Below are 15,269 nucleotides of genomic sequence, written 5' to 3' on the forward strand. Positions count from 1 at the left end.
TTGCATCGTTGCCCGCTATCGTTACGGGGCAAACTGCATATGTCACCGACCTCCACCACGGAACGTCCTACTAGGAGCGTCCGGCAGCCAAACGCCGTCGTGCTCAGCTATTCCGAACTCCTCAAGACCGTCCGCGCGGAAGGGCTTTTGAAGCGCCGCGTTGGCTTCTACGTCAGCACTTTTGCGGCCCTGGTCCTCTTGCTGACCGGCACCTGGTTTGGCTTCGCGCTGATCGGCCCCAGCTGGTACCAACTCCTCATCGCCGCAGCCCTGGGCATCCTCTGCACCCAGTTGAGCTTCCTGGCCCATGAGGCCGGTCACCGCCAGATTTTTGCCTCCCGCAGGGCCAATGACTGGTCCGCCCGCATCCTGGCCACTTCGGTTGCCGGCATCAGTTACTCCTGGTGGGAGCAGAAGCACGGCGCACACCACAACAACCCCAACGTGATTTCCAAAGACCCGGACATCAAGACCGGAGCCTTGGCTTTCCACGTTGAAGCCGCTGCCGGCAGGCAAGGACGCTTCGCGTTCCTCACCCGCAGGCAAGGCTGGTTCTTCTTCCCGCTCCTCATGTTGCTGGGCATCAGCCTGCAGTGGGAGTCCTTGATGTACATCCTCCGGCCCGGAGCCATCAAGCACCGCTGGGTGGAGACCCCCATCCTTCTGGCACGGCTCCTCGCACTCCCGGCCCTCGCCTTCACCTTCCTCCCAATGGGCATAGCCTTCGCCTTCCTGGCCGTCCAGATCATGGTGTACGGCTTCTACATGGGCGCTTCCTTCGCTCCCAACCACAAGGGCATGCCGGTCCTGCCTGCCGACTCCCGCGTCGATTTCCTGCGTCGCCAGATCCTGACTGCCAGGAACATCTCCGGCGGACCATTCATGAACATCCTGCTGGGCGGCCTCAACCACCAAGCAGAACACCATCTGTTCCCGGACATGGCACGCCCCCACCTGCGCCGCGCCGCGGAGATCGTTCGAAGCTACTGCGAAGAGCACTCCATTCCCTATACCGAAACCACGCTGATGCAGTCATACGGAATCATCGTGCGCTACCTCAATGAGGTGGGACTCGCCGCTGGCCGCGGCTTTGAGTGCCCGATGGCTTCCGCACACGGCAGAGGCTGACACTCCGAGGACCACAGGGGCACATTACGGCGAAACACGGGCCTGTGCCCCTGGGTGGACACTCGACGGACTCCGCTCCCTAGGATGGTTGTGTGAATACGGGCGCGAAAGTGCCTCGACGGAGAAGGAGACCCATGACGCATGCGATCATCGCCCGGCAAGCCGGAGGACCCGAAGTCCTCGAACTCACCGAAGCAGAGGTTCCGGCCCCGGGCCCACGTCAGTTGCTCGTCAAGGTCGCAGCCGCCGGCGTGAACTTCATTGACACCTATCAGCGTGGCGGCATCTACAAAGTTGAATACCCGTTCACTCCCGGCTCTGAGTCGGCGGGCACCGTTGAGGCCATCGGCTCGGACGTCGCGGACTTCGCCGTTGGGGACAGGGTCGCCACCGCTGAAGGATCGTGCAGCTACGCCGGGTACACCCTCGTAGACGCCGACAAGGCGCTTCCGGTGCCGGACGGCGTCGACGACCACACAGCGGCCGCCCTTCCGCTGCAGGGAATGACCGCGCACTACCTGATCAACTCTTCCTTCCGCGTGGAACCGGGCCACACCGTCCTGACCCATGCAGGTGCCGGCGGCGTGGGGCTCATCCTGACGCAACTGCTCAAGGCCCGCGGCGCCCGTGTCATCACCACAGTCTCCTCGGACGAGAAGGAAGTCCTTGCCCGGGAAGCCGGCGCAGACGAGGTCCTGCGTTACGCCGGATTTGCGGACAAGGTCCGTGAGCTCACGGACGGCGAAGGGGTCAACGTGGTGTACGACGGCGTCGGCAAGGATACTTTTGACGGTTCCCTTGCGAGCCTGCGAATCCGCGGCTCGCTTGTCCTGTTCGGGGCAGCTTCCGGGCCGGTGCCTCCCTTTGATCCCCAGCGGCTGAACGCGGGCGGATCGTTGTCCCTGACACGCCCGACACTTGGCCACTTCCTCCAGAACCCGCAGGAACGGCGATGGCGCTCGGCCGAGGTCTTCGGCGCAGCCGCCAGCGGCGAGCTCAAAGTCCGGATCGGCGGGACGTACCCTCTCGCCGAAGCGGCCCAGGCGCACCGCGACTTGGAAGCCCGCAAGACCACGGGCAAGCTACTTTTGATCCCATAATCAAAGGAACGGCACACCGTCTTTTTAATTAACCTTGTCTGTTCAATTAAGATTGGGCTAAGCCAAAGCGACCGCTGACACTTTTTGTTCACCTCAATCCGAGAAGCTTCGAACGTGACCCAGGAACATGAAATCCCGGCAGATCGCCTGGAACTCCATGCCGTGCACCTGCCCCAGTTGCAAGGCGCAGGAGCCGCGCCGCCTACGCGCACGCTCATCGAAATCATCGATGACACGGCCCGAACGTTTCCGGAAGCGTCGGCCCTCGATGACGGGCGCAAGTCGCTAAGCTACTCCGAACTCATGGCGCAAGTGCGCGGTTTTGCCGCCGCGCTCAGTGCAGCTGGACTAGGCCCCGGAGACAAGATCGGCGTCCGGATCCCGTCCGGCACGAATGATCTCTACATTGCCATCCTGGCGATCCTCTCGATTGCGGCTGCCTATGTGCCGGTGGATGCCGACGATCCCGAGGAACGCGCGCGGCTGGTTTTCGGAGAAGCCAAAGTGTCCGCCGTTGTCACAAAGAGCCGAAGGATCGACGTCTCCGGGGAGCGGCCAACACCGCACCCGGCTCCGCGCGCACCGGGCCTGGATGACGATTCCTGGGTCATCTTCACCTCAGGCTCCACCGGCACCCCCAAGGGCGTGGCGGTGCGGCACCGTTCGTCCGCGGCCTTTGTTGACGCCGAAGCCCGGCTTTTCCTCCAGCAAGATCCCATCGGGCCGCAGGACCGGGTCCTCGCGGGTCTTTCCGTGGCGTTTGACGCTTCGTGCGAAGAGATGTGGCTGGCGTGGCGGCACGGTGCCTGCCTGGTCCCGGCTCCGCGTGCCCTCGTGCGTTCCGGTATGGATCTTGGCCCGTGGCTCATCAACCATGGAATCACGGTGGTGTCCACCGTTCCCACGCTCGCAGCGCTATGGCCCGCGGAAGCCCTCGAGAACGTGCGCCTGCTCATTTTCGGCGGCGAAGCGTGCCCACCCGAACTCGCCGAACGGCTTGCAGTGGACGGCCGCGAAGTGTGGAACACCTACGGCCCCACGGAAGCAACCGTCGTGGCCTGCGCAGCTCCACTCGGTGGCACCGGTCCCGTCCGGATCGGATTGCCGCTGGACGGTTGGGACCTCGCCGTCGTCGACGCCGCAGGGATTCCCGTCGAGGAGGGCGAGACGGGTGAGCTGATCATTGGCGGCGTAGGCCTGGCGCGCTACCTCGATCCCGCGAAGGACGCAGAGAAGTATGCGCCGATGCCGTCCCTGGGGTGGGAACGCGCGTACCGATCCGGCGACCTCGTCCGCTATGAAGAAGCCGGCCTCATTTTCCAAGGCCGCGCGGACGAACAAGTCAAACTTGGTGGCCGGCGGATCGAACTCGGCGAGATCGACGCCGCACTTCAGGCCCTGCCCGGCGTTGCCGGAGCAGCCGCTGCCGTTCGTACGACGGCGGCCGGCAACCAGATACTTGTCGGCTACCTGGCTCCCGCGGGACCCGAGGACATCGACCTCGCAGCTTCCCGGGAGTTGCTCACCGAAAGCCTTCCGGCTGCGCTGATCCCACTGCTGACGGTGGTGGATTCCCTTCCGACGAAGACCAGTGGCAAAGTGGACAGGCATTCACTCCCCTGGCCGCTGGCGGGCGCGGGAGCTGCCGATGCGGACAAGGCACCACTCAACCTTCCCGAGGATGCCCAATGGGTGGCCGAGCAGTGGGAAAGCGTCCTGGGCTCCCGGGTCACATCGCTCGACGCCGATTTCTTCGCCTACGGTGGCGGTTCCCTCGCCGCGGCCCAACTCGTCTCGGCCCTGCGGGTGCGTTACCCCACCATTACGGTGGCTGAGATCTATGCGACCCCCCGAGTGGGTGCCCTGATCGACGCCGCGCGGCAGTCACTTCCGGAAGGCGGCATCCAGGGGCCGGCAGCCGAACGCACGGTTCGCCCGACCTCCCGGAAATCGCAGATCTTCCAGACCTTGATGGGCATTTTCCTCAACATCCTGGTGGGCATGCGCTGGCTCACGTACCTCATGGCCGCCAACCATTTGCTGGCCGACTTCGCCGGTTTCTCAGCCGCCCCTGTGGTGTCATGGTGGTGGATCCTGGCGTCCTGGCTGGTGTTCGTCAGTCCGCCTGGACGCATGGCCATTTCGATTCTGGCTGCGAGGACCCTCCTCCGTGGCCTCCAGCCCGGAACCTACCCGCGCTCGGGCAAAGTTCACTTGAAGTTGTGGCTTGCGGAGCAGATCCAGGACCTCTCGGGCGCCATCAGCCTCGCCAGCGCGCCGTGGGTTCCTTACTACGCCAGGGCGCTGGGGGCGAAGATCGGCAACAACGTCCATTTGCATTCATTGCCTCCGGTCACCGGATTGCTTTCCCTGGGCAGCGGCTGCAACATCGAACCCGAGGTGGATCTCTCAGCCTGGTGGATCGACGGTGACTATGTCCACATCGGCGCCATCCATGTAGGTGCCGGCGCAACCGTGGGCTCCCGCAGCACGCTCATGCCGGGAACCAGCATTGGCGCCGGCGCGCGCGTGGAACCCGGCTCCGCAGTCTTGGGCAAGGTCAAGGCCGGACACCTCGTTGCCGGCTCCCCTGCGGAACGCCGTGGCAAAGCCAAGAATGGATGGCCGGAGACTCCGTCGTCGCACCATCTGATCGGCCGGCTTTGGTTCGCGGCGTTCGCCGCAGCTTCCGCGCTGCTCGCCCTGATCCCCTACATCTCGGCGTTCGCCGGTGCCTGCGTGGTTCTGGGCTTCATCCAAGGCAGGAGTTCCCTCCAGGATGCCTTCCCGGAGCTCTTGCTTGCCATCCCCTTGGCCGCACTGGCCTGGTTCCTCTGCAATCTCCTGCTGATCCTGGCGACCACCCGGATGCTCGGTATCGGTCTCGCCGAGGGGTACTACCGCGTTCGCAGCCGGGTTGGCTGGCAGGTTTGGGCCACTGAACGCGTGCTGGACATGGCGCGGGATCTGCTTTTCCCGATCTACGCCAGCCTCTTCACCCCCGTGTGGCTGCGCCTGCTGGGCGCCAAAGTAGGCCGGAATGTGGAGGCCTCCACGGTGCTTCTGCTGCCGCGCATGACGACCATCGGTGAAGGTGCATTCCTCGCGGACGACACCATGGTGGCCTCCTACGAGCTTGGCGGCGGCTGGATGAAGATTGGACCGGCCAAAATCGGCAAACGCTCGTTCCTCGGCAATTCCGGCATGACCGCCGCGGGCCGCAGCGTGCCCAAGAATTCCTTGGTCGCAGTGCTGTCGGCTACGCCGGCCAAGGCAAAATCGGGCACCTCCTGGCTGGGCAGCCCGCCGGTCAGGCTGCGCCGGACCGCCGTCAATGCCGATCAGAGCCTCACCTTCAATCCCCCTCTTGCACTCAAGACCAAACGGGCCCTATGGGAACTGTGCCGCCTGGTGCCGGTCATCCTGACAGTGGCAATCGCCGTCGGCATCATGCTGGTCCTCGACTGGATCGCTTCGGAGTCCTCTTACTGGCTGGCGGCCCTATTGTGCGGCGTCGTGGTCCTCGCCGCAGGTGCCGTGGCCGCAGCAAGTTCGGTTGCGGCGAAATGGATTCTGGTGGGCCGGATCAAGGAGGGTGAGCATCCCCTCTGGAGCTCGTTCATCTGGCGGAACGAAGTGGTTGACGCCTTTATCGAGATGGTCAGTGCTCCATGGTTCGCGCGTTCGGCATCCGGCACGCCGGCGCTGGTGTGGTGGCTCAGGGCCCTCGGTGCGAAAATCGGCCGGGGCACCTGGTGCGAAAGCTACTGGTTGCCCGAGGCCGACCTTGTCACGCTCGGCGAAAGTTCCACGGTCAATCGCGGCTGCGTGGTCCAGACACATCTCTTCCACGACCGCATCATGAGCATCGATACGGTGGTTCTCGGAGACGGCGCCACGATGGGCCCGCACGGGGTCATCCTGCCGCGCGCCAGCATCGGGGCGGGCGGAACGGTTGGACCGGCGTCGCTCGTCATGCGCGGCGAAACTGTTCCTGCGGGCACCTACTGGATGGGCAACCCCGTCAGCCCATGGTCCGGTCCGTAGCGTAGATTGGCAAGACGACCCGTGAGAACCACCAGCCCATGACAACAGCAGCACAGCAAGCTACACGGAGGCAGCCAGCGCACATGAGCCGCAGCGAACCAGGAACAACCAGAACTGCTGCCGATCCCTATACCCTGCACCACGGGAGTACGGCATTCCGGGTGTTGCGGTATGAGTTGGATCTGGACTACAGCTTGGGCAGCAACAGGCTCAACGGCCGCGCGACGCTTCGTTGCATGGCGCTCGAAGACACAGACTCCGTAGTCCTGGATCTGGTGGGGTTGAAAGCTTCCAAGATCATCGTGGACGGCAAGAAGGTGCCGAAGTTCAGCCCTCGCGGCGAGCACCTTGTTGTCACCGTAAAGGACCGGTTGCGTGCTGGCCAGGCCTTCACTGTCGAGCTCCGCTACGACGGCAATCCGAAGCCGCGCCGGGGCTTGTGGGGCGAAGTCGGTTGGGAGGAGCTCGACGACGGCGTCTTGGTTGCGGGCCAGCCGAACGGTGCCGCTTCGTGGTTCCCGTGCAACGACCATCCACGGCACAAGTCCAGCTACTTGATCAGCATCACAACCGACGACAACTACCGCGCCATCTGCAACGGCCGCCTCGTCTCGCACAGCCGGAAGTCAAGCCGTGAGACCTGGGTTTATGAACAGAGCGAACCGATGGCCAGCTATCTCGCCACGGTTCAGATCGGCCGCTACCGGCTCCACCAGCTGAGCCCCTCACTCAACAGGGCCGACGCCGGAACGGCCCACCATACCGAGGGCGCGCGGCACACTCCAGTGCCCCAGTTTGTTGCCGTCTCCTCCGGCTTGTTGTCCGAGGCCAAGGCAGGCCTGGCAAGGCAAACCGACATGATGCGCACGTTTGTGGAGTGTTTCGGTCCATATCCCTTTGCGGAATACACGGCCGTGGTCACCGACGATGAACTCGAAATCCCCCTTGAGGCACAGACGCTCTCCATCTTCGGCCGCAACCACATGGAGCAATCGTGGGAGGCGCAGCGCCTGATCGCCCACGAGCTGTCCCACCAATGGTTCGGCAACTCGCTCACCGCGAGCAGTTGGAGGGATATCTGGCTGCACGAGGGCTTCGCCTGCTACGCCGAATGGATCTGGTCCGAAGAAGCCGGCGTCATGTCCCTCGCCAACCGAACAAGGGCTGCGTGGCGAAAGCTCGACGCCGGCGCCCAGGATCTGGTGATCGGCGACCCCGGGCCGGAGCGAATGTTCGATGACCGCGTCTACAAGCGCGGAGCCCTGGCTCTCCATGCCATTCGTCGTGCATGCGGCGACACGGCGTTCTTCGGTTTGTTGCGGCATTGGACTGAGACCAAGCGCCATGGCTCGGTCTCCACGGCGGAATTCATCGTCACAGCCAACGCCTACGTTCCGGGGCTCGACGCCGCCAGCGTGCTGGAGCCCTGGCTGTACCAGGCAAGACTTCCCGCTTTCAGCTGATGCACCGGTCCGGCTAAGGGACTGTCAGGGCGACGGCAGCAGCCAGCCCGGCCGGAAGATCCTGGCTGTCAGCGCTGGCCGGGAGCTCGACGTCCCATAGCCCTGGCCTTTCCAGTACGTCGAGGGAATTCGGTTCCACCCTGAGCCCAACACTCGTCATCTTCAACCAGGCTTCCTTGCGAGCCCATAGTCGCGCCCGTTCCAGCGCACGGTGGCTGGCGTCCAGGGCATCGAGGTGGTGACGCTCGTGCGCAGTCAGCGCGACGTGGTCGAAGCCGGCGAACTCCGTGCCTGCCGCGCTTTCCAGATCGGCTCCCAGCCGGAGCCCGGGTTCGGGATGTACGACGGCGGCAAACAGCACCCAGCCGGACGCCCGCGAGGCGCTCAGCACCAGGGGTGCGGGGCCGCCGTCGAGCAGGTATCCGGGCCGGCCATGCGCAATGTCCGGACCGGCCCCGCATTCCGGGCAGTCATAGGCCGCCTGGAGTTTCGAGGCCGGGACACCCAGGAGCGCGGCAGCAAAGTTCTGCTGAGCCACCCTGGACGCCAGGAATTCCAGTCGCACTTCCAGGGCCATGGCGTTTCCGCGAAGGATCTCGGCCGGAGACAGCAAATCCGCCGCTATCTGCGAGATGGCGGCGGACTGCGCGGGTCCGAGGGGCTGGATGTGAACAGCCAGCCCCTCGATACCGGCGTTGATGCGGGTCAGCGCTGGACTGCTCCGAACCGCTCTGCGGCGACGGCGACGGCGGCCTCACGGGCCTCCGATGCCTCATCGGCCGTCAGCGTGCGGTCGGTGGCGCGGAACCGCAACCCGAAGGCGAGCGACTTCTTGCCGTCCTCGATGCCCTGGCCAGCGTAGACATCGAACAAGGCGACGTCTTCGAGGAGTTCTCCGGCGCCTTCGCGGAGGGCAGCCAAGACGGCGTCCGCAGGAACGTCCCGCGGTACCACGAGGGCAACATCCTGCGTGGCCACCGGGAACCCGGAAATGTACTTGGCAACAATCACGTCCGGAGCGGCGTCGAAGATCGCGTCCGCGTTGAGCTCGAGCGCCACGGAGCGGGCCGGCATGTCATGGGCAGCGAGCAGCTTCGGGTGTAGTTCGCCCGCGTAGCCCACGACGTCGCCGGAGCGGAGCGCCAACTGGGCGGCACGTCCCGGATGGAACGCCTGATGGCTGCCTTGGCTGACCACGAGCTCCACGCCGAGGACGTCGCCGATGAGCCGGGCGACATCGAGGGCGTCTGCCCAGTCCCATGCACGCGGCGCGTGGGCCGCGGCAGCGGGGGAATCATGGCCGGTCAAAACAGCGGCGATGTGCAGCGGCTGGTCCGGGACGCCGTCGTACAGTCCGTCAAGTACTTCCTCGGACGGCTTGACGCCCAGCGGAGGGATGGACGCCGTGCCCAGCTGCCCGTCGGGAAGGAACACCGAGCCGGCCTCGAAGAGCGCCAGGTCGCGGAACCCACGGGAGTGGTTGCGGCGGGCAACCTCGATCAGGCCCGGAAGAACGGAGGTACGCAGGTAGCCGTGTTCCTCGCTGATCGGGTTGGCCAGTTTGAGGGCGGTGCGTGCCGCGCCTTCCTCAGCGACACCAAAGGTGTCATTGGACGACTTGGAGACGAACGGGTACGAGAGGACCTCTGTCAGGCCGGAATCTGCGAGGGCCTGGACCATCCGGCGCTTTTGCTGCTGGGACCGGGTCAAGCCGCGGCCCGGAGGGGCCACGGGCAGGGTGGCCGGGATGTTGTCATAGCCCACCAGCCTTGCGATTTCCTCGGAGAGGTCTTCCTTGGTTTCCAGGTCATTGCGCCAGCTCGGTGCCGTGACCACATAGGAGCCGCTCACCTCGCCGTTCAGGACGATGGCGCCCAGGTCCCTGAGGGAACCAGTGATCTGTTCTTCCGTGAAGTCAATGCCAATCCGGGAGGCCGCGTAGCCAGCCGGCAACTCGATGGTCACCGCGTCGGGAGCGGTCCCGACGTCGGTCCCGACCTCGTCAGCGGTGCCGCCTGCCAGTTCCACGAGGAGGTCAACGACGCGTTGGGCGGCAATGTTGGCAACCTGCCAGTCCACGCCGCGCTCGAAGCGCTTGGACGCCTCTGACGGCAGCTTGTGCCCACGGCGCGACCGCCCGATCGAGACCTCGTCGAAGTGCGCAGCTTCGACCAGGATGTTGGTGGTTGAATCGGAAACCTCGGTGTTGGCTCCGCCCATGACGCCAGCGATCCCGATTGCCCCGGAGCGGTCGGTGATCAGGAGGTCCTCGACGTCGAGCGCGCGCACTTTGCCGTCAAGGGTGGTGATCTTCTCCCCTGCCACGGCGCGGCGCACCACGATGTCACCGGAGAGCTTGTCGAGGTCGTAGCAGTGGTTCGGCTGGCCGAGCTCGAGCATCACGTAGTTGGAAATGTCCACGGGCAGCGAAATGGAGCGGATGCCGGCCAAACGCAGCCGGGAAACCATCCACGGCGGGGTGGGGCGGGTGGCGTCGACTCCTCGAACCGTGCGGGCCACGAAGCGGTCGCAACCGGGCTTGCCGTAAATCGGAGCGTCGTCGTTGAGCTTGACGCCGTAGCCGCCGGAGAGTGCCGCAGGGGCATTGACCTTGGCGGCCGGATCCGTGAAGACAGTTCCGGTGGCGTGGGCATATTCGCGGGCGACCCCACGAATCGAGAACGCATAGCCGCGGTCCGGGGTGACGTTGATTTCGGCGGCTTCGTCGTAGAGGCCCAGCAACGTCATAGCGTCAGTGCCGACCTCGGGGTCCAGGCCGATGCGGGAGAGCACCAAGATGCCGTCGTGGTCCTCGCCGATGCCGAGTTCGCGTACCGAGGCGATCATGCCCGCGGACAGGTGCCCGTAGGTCTTGCGTGCGGAAATGTGGAAGTCCCCCGGCAGTACGGCGCCCGGAAGGGTGACAACTACCTTGTCTCCCTCGACGAAGTTGTGGGCACCGCAAATGATGCCCTGCACGCCGGAGGGGTCGATGCCCTCACCGGTGAGGGTCTGCTCCTGCCCCTCGGGGACCACGCGGACCTGGCACCAATTGATGGTCTTGCCGTTGCTCTGCGGTTCCTTGACCAGGCTCAGGACCCGACCCACCACGATGGGACCTTTGAGTTCATCCGTGGGACGGTGGACGGCTTCTTCTTCAAAACCAACCTTGACGAGTTCCGCCATGACGTCTTCGGCCGTGGCGTCGGCCGGAACCTGCGCGAATTCACGCAGCCAGGAAAGTGGGATACGCACTGTTAGATCTCCATCCCGAAGTGCTCGCTGAAACGTACGTCGCCTTCGATCATGTCGCGCATGTCGCCGACCTCGTTGCGGAACATGAGCGTGCGCTCGATGCCCATGCCGAAGGCAAAACCTGAATACTCGTCCGGGTCGATGCCCGCAGCGCGCAGGACGTTGGGATTGACCATGCCGCAGCCGCCCCATTCGATCCAACGGGGGCCGCCCTTGGCGCCGGGGTGCCAAATGTCCAGCTCCGCCGACGGCTCCGTGAACGGGAAATAGTTGGGACGCAGGCGAATTTGCGCCTCGTCACCGAACATCTGCCGTGCGAAGTGCTCCAAAGTGCCGCGGAGGTCCGCCATGCTCAGTTTCTTGTCGATGGCCAGGCCCTCGAACTGATGGAACACGGGCGTGTGGGTGGCATCGAGTTCGTCGGTGCGGAATACCTTGCCGGGGCACAGCACGTAGATGGGCACGTCGCGCTCCAGCATGGAACGGACTTGCACCGGGGAGGTGTGCGTGCGCATGAGCAGGTGCGCCTCGGGAGGTTCCACGAAGAACGTGTCCTGCATTTCACGGGCGGGGTGGTCCGGCTTGAAGTTGAGGGCGTCGAAGTTGAACCACTCGGATTCGACTTCCGGGCCCTCTGCGATTTCCCAGCCCATGCCAACGAAGATGTCCGCCACGCGATCCTGCAGCGTGGATAGCGGGTGGCGGGCACCGGCGCGGCGTCGCCGCGGTGCTGCCGTGACGTCGACGGTTTCCTCCACGAGGATACGGGCGTCGTTTTCGGCTTCGAGCACAGCGGTCCGTGCTGCGAGCGCCTGGTTGACGCGGCCCCGCGAGGAGCCCATGAGCTTGCCGGCAGCGGCCTTCTGCTCCTTGGCCAGGCCACCGATTTCACGGTTGGCAAGGCTCAAGGGCGACTTCTCGCCGGTGTGTGCCAAGCGGACGGCCTTGAGTTCTTCGAGGGAGGATGCAGCGGCAATCGCGGCGACTGCTTCCTCAACGGCAGCGGTGATGGCGGCTTCATCCAGAGGGTTCGGGATGGCAGCGCCCGGCAAAGTGTCAGTCATCTACTGTTCTTAGCTACGAGTCGGAAATGGTCTTCACCAGGCGGGGCCGTGGCAAAGGCAGGAGCAGTGCTCGCCAGACGCGGCCGGCGGGCACTAACCCCCAGTCTAGTTGAAGGCTTCGGCCCGGATTTAACCCGTGACGCCGGGGCATCGTTCGCTGGCGGCGCAGCTAGCATGGCCTCATGACACCGGTCCGCACCATTACTATCACCGGGGAGGGAACAGCCGAAGCCGTTCCCGACCTTCTCACGCTGACACTCGCCGTCGAGGTCAGGCGTGATGCCGCCGGAGCGGCCTACGACGACGCCGGACAGGTGGCCTCGGCGGTCACTGATGCCTTGCGCGGGCACGGGGTGGCTGAGCGTGACCTGCGGACCAGCGGCCTCAATCTGCGGGCGGAGCTCGTCTGGGCCGAAAACCAGGGGCAAAAGGTCACTGGATATGTCGCGTCAACCACCTTGGTTGCCCGGGTCAGCCCGCCGTCTGCGGCCCCCGTCGCCATATCTGCGGCCGTCGCTGCAGGTGGCGACAGCCTGCGCATCAATGGGATCGAACAAGGATTCACGGATTCTTCGGCCGTTGCATCCCAGGCGCAGGAGGCCGCGTGGCGGGAAGCCGAGGCGAAAGCCGCCCGGTTTGCGGCACTCGCCGGCGCCCGGCTAGGCCAGGTCTTGTCCATCGATCAGGGGCCGGAGCGTGGGTTGCCCGTGCCAATGATGGGTGACATGAAGCGCGCCGTTGCCGCCCAGGGCGTGGCCATCGAAACAGGATCCGTGGCAGTTTCGGCGAGCGTGGTGGTGCAGTGGGAGCTGGAGTCTCCGGGGCGCAGCGCCGGCTGATCCGGCTCTCCTAGTGGGCGGCGCCAGCCTAGTGAACAGCCCCCGCGGACAGCTTCGCGTCCACGGGAGTCTCGAGAGCGGTACGCACGACGACGGCGATCCCCTCGCCCATGTCCCGCGCCGCCATGGACGGTGCGGCACTCCCCCGAGGCAGTTGGGTTTCGTCGTAGGGAACGTGGATGAAGCCGCCGCGGGCATGTGCCGCGATTCCAGCACCTGAGAGTTCGTGCATCAGGGCATAGAACACGTGGTTGCACACATAGGTTCCAGCCGTTTGTGAGACCTCCGCGCGGATTCCCGCGATCTGCAACGCTCGGAGCGCGGACTTCACCGGCAGGGTGCTGAAGTACGCCGCAGGACCTGCCGGAATGACAGGTTCGTCGATGGGCTGGTTTCCCGCATTGTCCGGGATTCTGGCGTCATCGCAGTTGATGGCCACCCTCTCCAAAGAGAGTCGATCCCGGCCGCCGGCAAGCCCGGCGCAGATGACCAGCTCCGGCCGCAACCGCGCGTTGGCCTCCCGCAGAACGGCAGCGGATTCACCGAAAACGCAGGGTAGCTCGAGCGCCTCCACCTCATGCCCCTCAGCGCGCAAAATTTCCCGCGCCACGAGGACGGCGGTCCACGAAGGATTGCTGGAGTCGCCGCCGAAAGGTTCGAATCCTGTCAGCAGAATCATGAACCCACCCTAGCAACAGCTGACCCGGCGTCCAGGTCTCAGCCCCAATCATTCGGCAGGCCTTGACAATCGTTCGAACATATATTCGAATTGAGGCTATGAGATGGGACGCACAGGCACTTTCACCACAACGTGGTCCGGCACCCGGAGACAACAGCAACAGCGTCCTGTCCGGAGCCGCCCCAGCTCCGGACGCCCTGCTGCCGCTGGCCGGGCTTGTGCGTTCCGTCTCAACCCCAGAATTCTCCGGAGTCACCTTTCATGAGGTCACCGCCAAATCGGTGCTCAACAAGGTGGCGTTCGGCTCCCAAATGCCCTTCGAATGGACCGTCAACCCTTACCGCGGATGCAGCCATGCCTGCGTCTACTGCTTCGCCCGCAAGAGCCACACCTATCTGGAGTTCGACGCCGGACACGATTTCGATTCCCAGGTGATAGTGAAGATCAACGCGGCAGAAGTCTTGCGCAAGGAACTCTCCAAGCCGTCTTGGGGACGCCATCATGTCGCCCTGGGCACCAACACGGATCCATACCAGCGAGCCGAGGGCCGTTACCAACTGATGCCTGGAATCATCCGCGCCTTGGCTGATTCCGGCACGCCGTTCTCCATCCTCACCAAGGGAACCCTGCTGGGCCGCGACATCCCCCTGCTCAAGCACGCCTCCAGCCAGGTACCCGTGGATTTGGGCATCTCCTTGGCCATGACAGACGAAACACTCGCCTCGGCTGTTGAACCGGGTACCCCGGCGCCCCGCGCCCGGCTCAAACTCATCCGCCGGCTGCGCAGGGCAGGCCTGCCCTGCGGAGTCATGGCCATGCCCATCCTGCCTTGGCTGACGGACAGCGATGACGCCTTGGAGTCGCTCTTCGCGGCCCTGTCCGGCGCTGGTGCCACAGGAGTCACCGCCGGGGCGTTGTACCTGAAGCCGGGCACCCGCGAATGGTTCATGCAGTGGCTGGCGGCCAACCACGCCGGCCTCGTCGGGAAGTACCGGCGTCTCTACGGCCAAGGCTCGTATGCCCCGAAGGAATACAGGACCTGGCTAAGCGGCCGCATCAACTACTTCAAGGCCCGCCACGGCTTTTCAGGGAGCAACGGTTTCAGCCACAGGAACGCGGCCGCAGGCAAGGAAGCGGCTGCTTCCCTCCCACCGGCTGGCCAGTCAACGCTCTTCTAGCCAAGCAGCCCTGAATCCGCCCGCTCCAGCAGGGCCCGGACAATCGGCAGGTCAGCGGGAATCCAGGGCAACGCGAACGCCTCGTCGCCGCTACCAAGCGGGACCCAGCGAAGTTCATCGTGGTCCTGGAGCGGACGCGGTTCGCCGTCGAGCAGTTCGGCGGACCACACCCTCATGACGGCACGCTCGTTCAAAGGCCAACCGGCCTCGTCGTCCGCCACCACTTCGGCCCCGAGCCGGACTCTGATCCCGAGTTCTTCGATCAATTCCCGGTGCAGCGCGTCCTCGAAGGACTCTCCGGCTTCGAGTTTGCCGCCCGGGAACTCCCACATTCCGGCGAATTGCGGTGGAGCGCTGCGCCTGGCGACCAGCAACCGGCTCGGGTTTTCAAGGGAATCGACGACGGCGGCGCCCGCCACACTTATCAGTCCAGTCACCGCAACAGTCTATTGGCCGCGAGTCGAGGGATCCTGCCTATGGTGGTTGTCACATGCAGGGACATTCGCCGGAGTCGCC

Annotated in this window: 11 protein-coding genes; 6 read left to right on the top strand and 5 right to left on the bottom strand. The window is 64.8% G+C overall.

Going from position 1 to position 15,269, the window contains the following annotated elements; translation table 11 throughout:
- Positions 1–39 precede the first annotated feature (39 nt).
- The 4 genes from OOZ51_RS06130 (at position 40) to OOZ51_RS06145 (ending at position 7,738) form a co-directional block, all read left to right on the top strand.
- Positions 40–1,128 (top strand): fatty acid desaturase family protein, encoded by a 1,089-nt coding sequence (locus OOZ51_RS06130; RefSeq protein ID WP_265978325.1) that lies wholly within the window; start codon positions 40–42, stop codon positions 1,126–1,128.
- 134 nt (positions 1,129–1,262) lie between these two features.
- On the top strand, positions 1,263–2,228 hold the full coding sequence (locus tag OOZ51_RS06135) for a quinone oxidoreductase family protein (protein WP_265978326.1): 966 nt from the start codon (positions 1,263–1,265) through the stop codon (positions 2,226–2,228).
- A 114-nt stretch (positions 2,229–2,342) separates the two neighbouring features.
- Positions 2,343–6,275: a Pls/PosA family non-ribosomal peptide synthetase gene (locus OOZ51_RS06140; protein WP_265978327.1), complete on the top strand. Its 3,933-nt coding sequence runs from the start codon at positions 2,343–2,345 to the stop codon at positions 6,273–6,275.
- An 83-nt stretch (positions 6,276–6,358) separates the two neighbouring features.
- The gene (locus tag OOZ51_RS06145) at positions 6,359–7,738 is read left to right on the top strand and encodes a M1 family metallopeptidase (RefSeq protein ID WP_265978328.1); all 1,380 of its coding nucleotides are present in this window, start codon (positions 6,359–6,361) and stop codon (positions 7,736–7,738) included.
- A 13-nt stretch (positions 7,739–7,751) separates the two neighbouring features.
- On the opposite strand, the gene OOZ51_RS06150 is transcribed toward OOZ51_RS06145, so the two are convergent.
- The 3 genes from OOZ51_RS06150 to pheS form a co-directional block, all read right to left on the bottom strand.
- The gene (locus tag OOZ51_RS06150; protein WP_265978329.1) at positions 7,752–8,315 is read right to left on the bottom strand and encodes a 4'-phosphopantetheinyl transferase family protein; all 564 of its coding nucleotides are present in this window, start codon (positions 8,313–8,315) and stop codon (positions 7,752–7,754) included.
- A gap of 128 nt (positions 8,316–8,443) precedes the next feature.
- The gene (gene pheT, locus OOZ51_RS06155; protein WP_265978330.1) at positions 8,444–10,993 is read right to left on the bottom strand and encodes a phenylalanine--tRNA ligase subunit beta; all 2,550 of its coding nucleotides are present in this window, start codon (positions 10,991–10,993) and stop codon (positions 8,444–8,446) included.
- Positions 10,994–10,995: 2 nt separating this feature from the next.
- A complete protein-coding gene (gene pheS / locus OOZ51_RS06160) occupies positions 10,996–12,057 on the bottom strand; it encodes a phenylalanine--tRNA ligase subunit alpha (protein WP_265978332.1) in 1,062 nt (353 codons plus the stop codon).
- A 182-nt stretch (positions 12,058–12,239) separates the two neighbouring features.
- Here pheS and OOZ51_RS06165 point away from each other — a divergent pair, with 182 nt between their 5' ends.
- A complete protein-coding gene (locus OOZ51_RS06165; protein WP_265978333.1) occupies positions 12,240–12,896 on the top strand; it encodes an SIMPL domain-containing protein in 657 nt (218 codons plus the stop codon).
- 28 nt (positions 12,897–12,924) lie between these two features.
- Here the strand turns inward: OOZ51_RS06165 and pcp are convergent, their stop codons facing one another.
- Positions 12,925–13,575 (bottom strand): pyroglutamyl-peptidase I, encoded by a 651-nt coding sequence (pcp, locus tag OOZ51_RS06170; protein WP_265978334.1) that lies wholly within the window; start codon positions 13,573–13,575, stop codon positions 12,925–12,927.
- 98 nt (positions 13,576–13,673) lie between these two features.
- On the opposite strand from pcp, the gene OOZ51_RS06175 reads away from it, so the two are divergent.
- Positions 13,674–14,753 (top strand): Rv2578c family radical SAM protein, encoded by a 1,080-nt coding sequence (locus tag OOZ51_RS06175; RefSeq protein ID WP_265978335.1) that lies wholly within the window; start codon positions 13,674–13,676, stop codon positions 14,751–14,753.
- Here OOZ51_RS06175 and OOZ51_RS06180 read toward each other — a convergent pair.
- Positions 14,750–15,190 carry a (deoxy)nucleoside triphosphate pyrophosphohydrolase gene (locus OOZ51_RS06180; protein WP_265978337.1) on the bottom strand — a complete coding sequence of 147 codons (441 nt, stop codon included), beginning with the start codon at positions 15,188–15,190 and terminating at the stop codon, positions 14,750–14,752. The genes OOZ51_RS06175 and OOZ51_RS06180 overlap by 4 nt on opposite strands.
- Positions 15,191–15,269 lie beyond the last annotated feature (79 nt).

Origin of the sequence: Arthrobacter rhizophilus, from assembly GCF_026241105.1 — a bacterium.
Classification (GTDB): domain Bacteria; phylum Actinomycetota; class Actinomycetes; order Actinomycetales; family Micrococcaceae; genus Arthrobacter.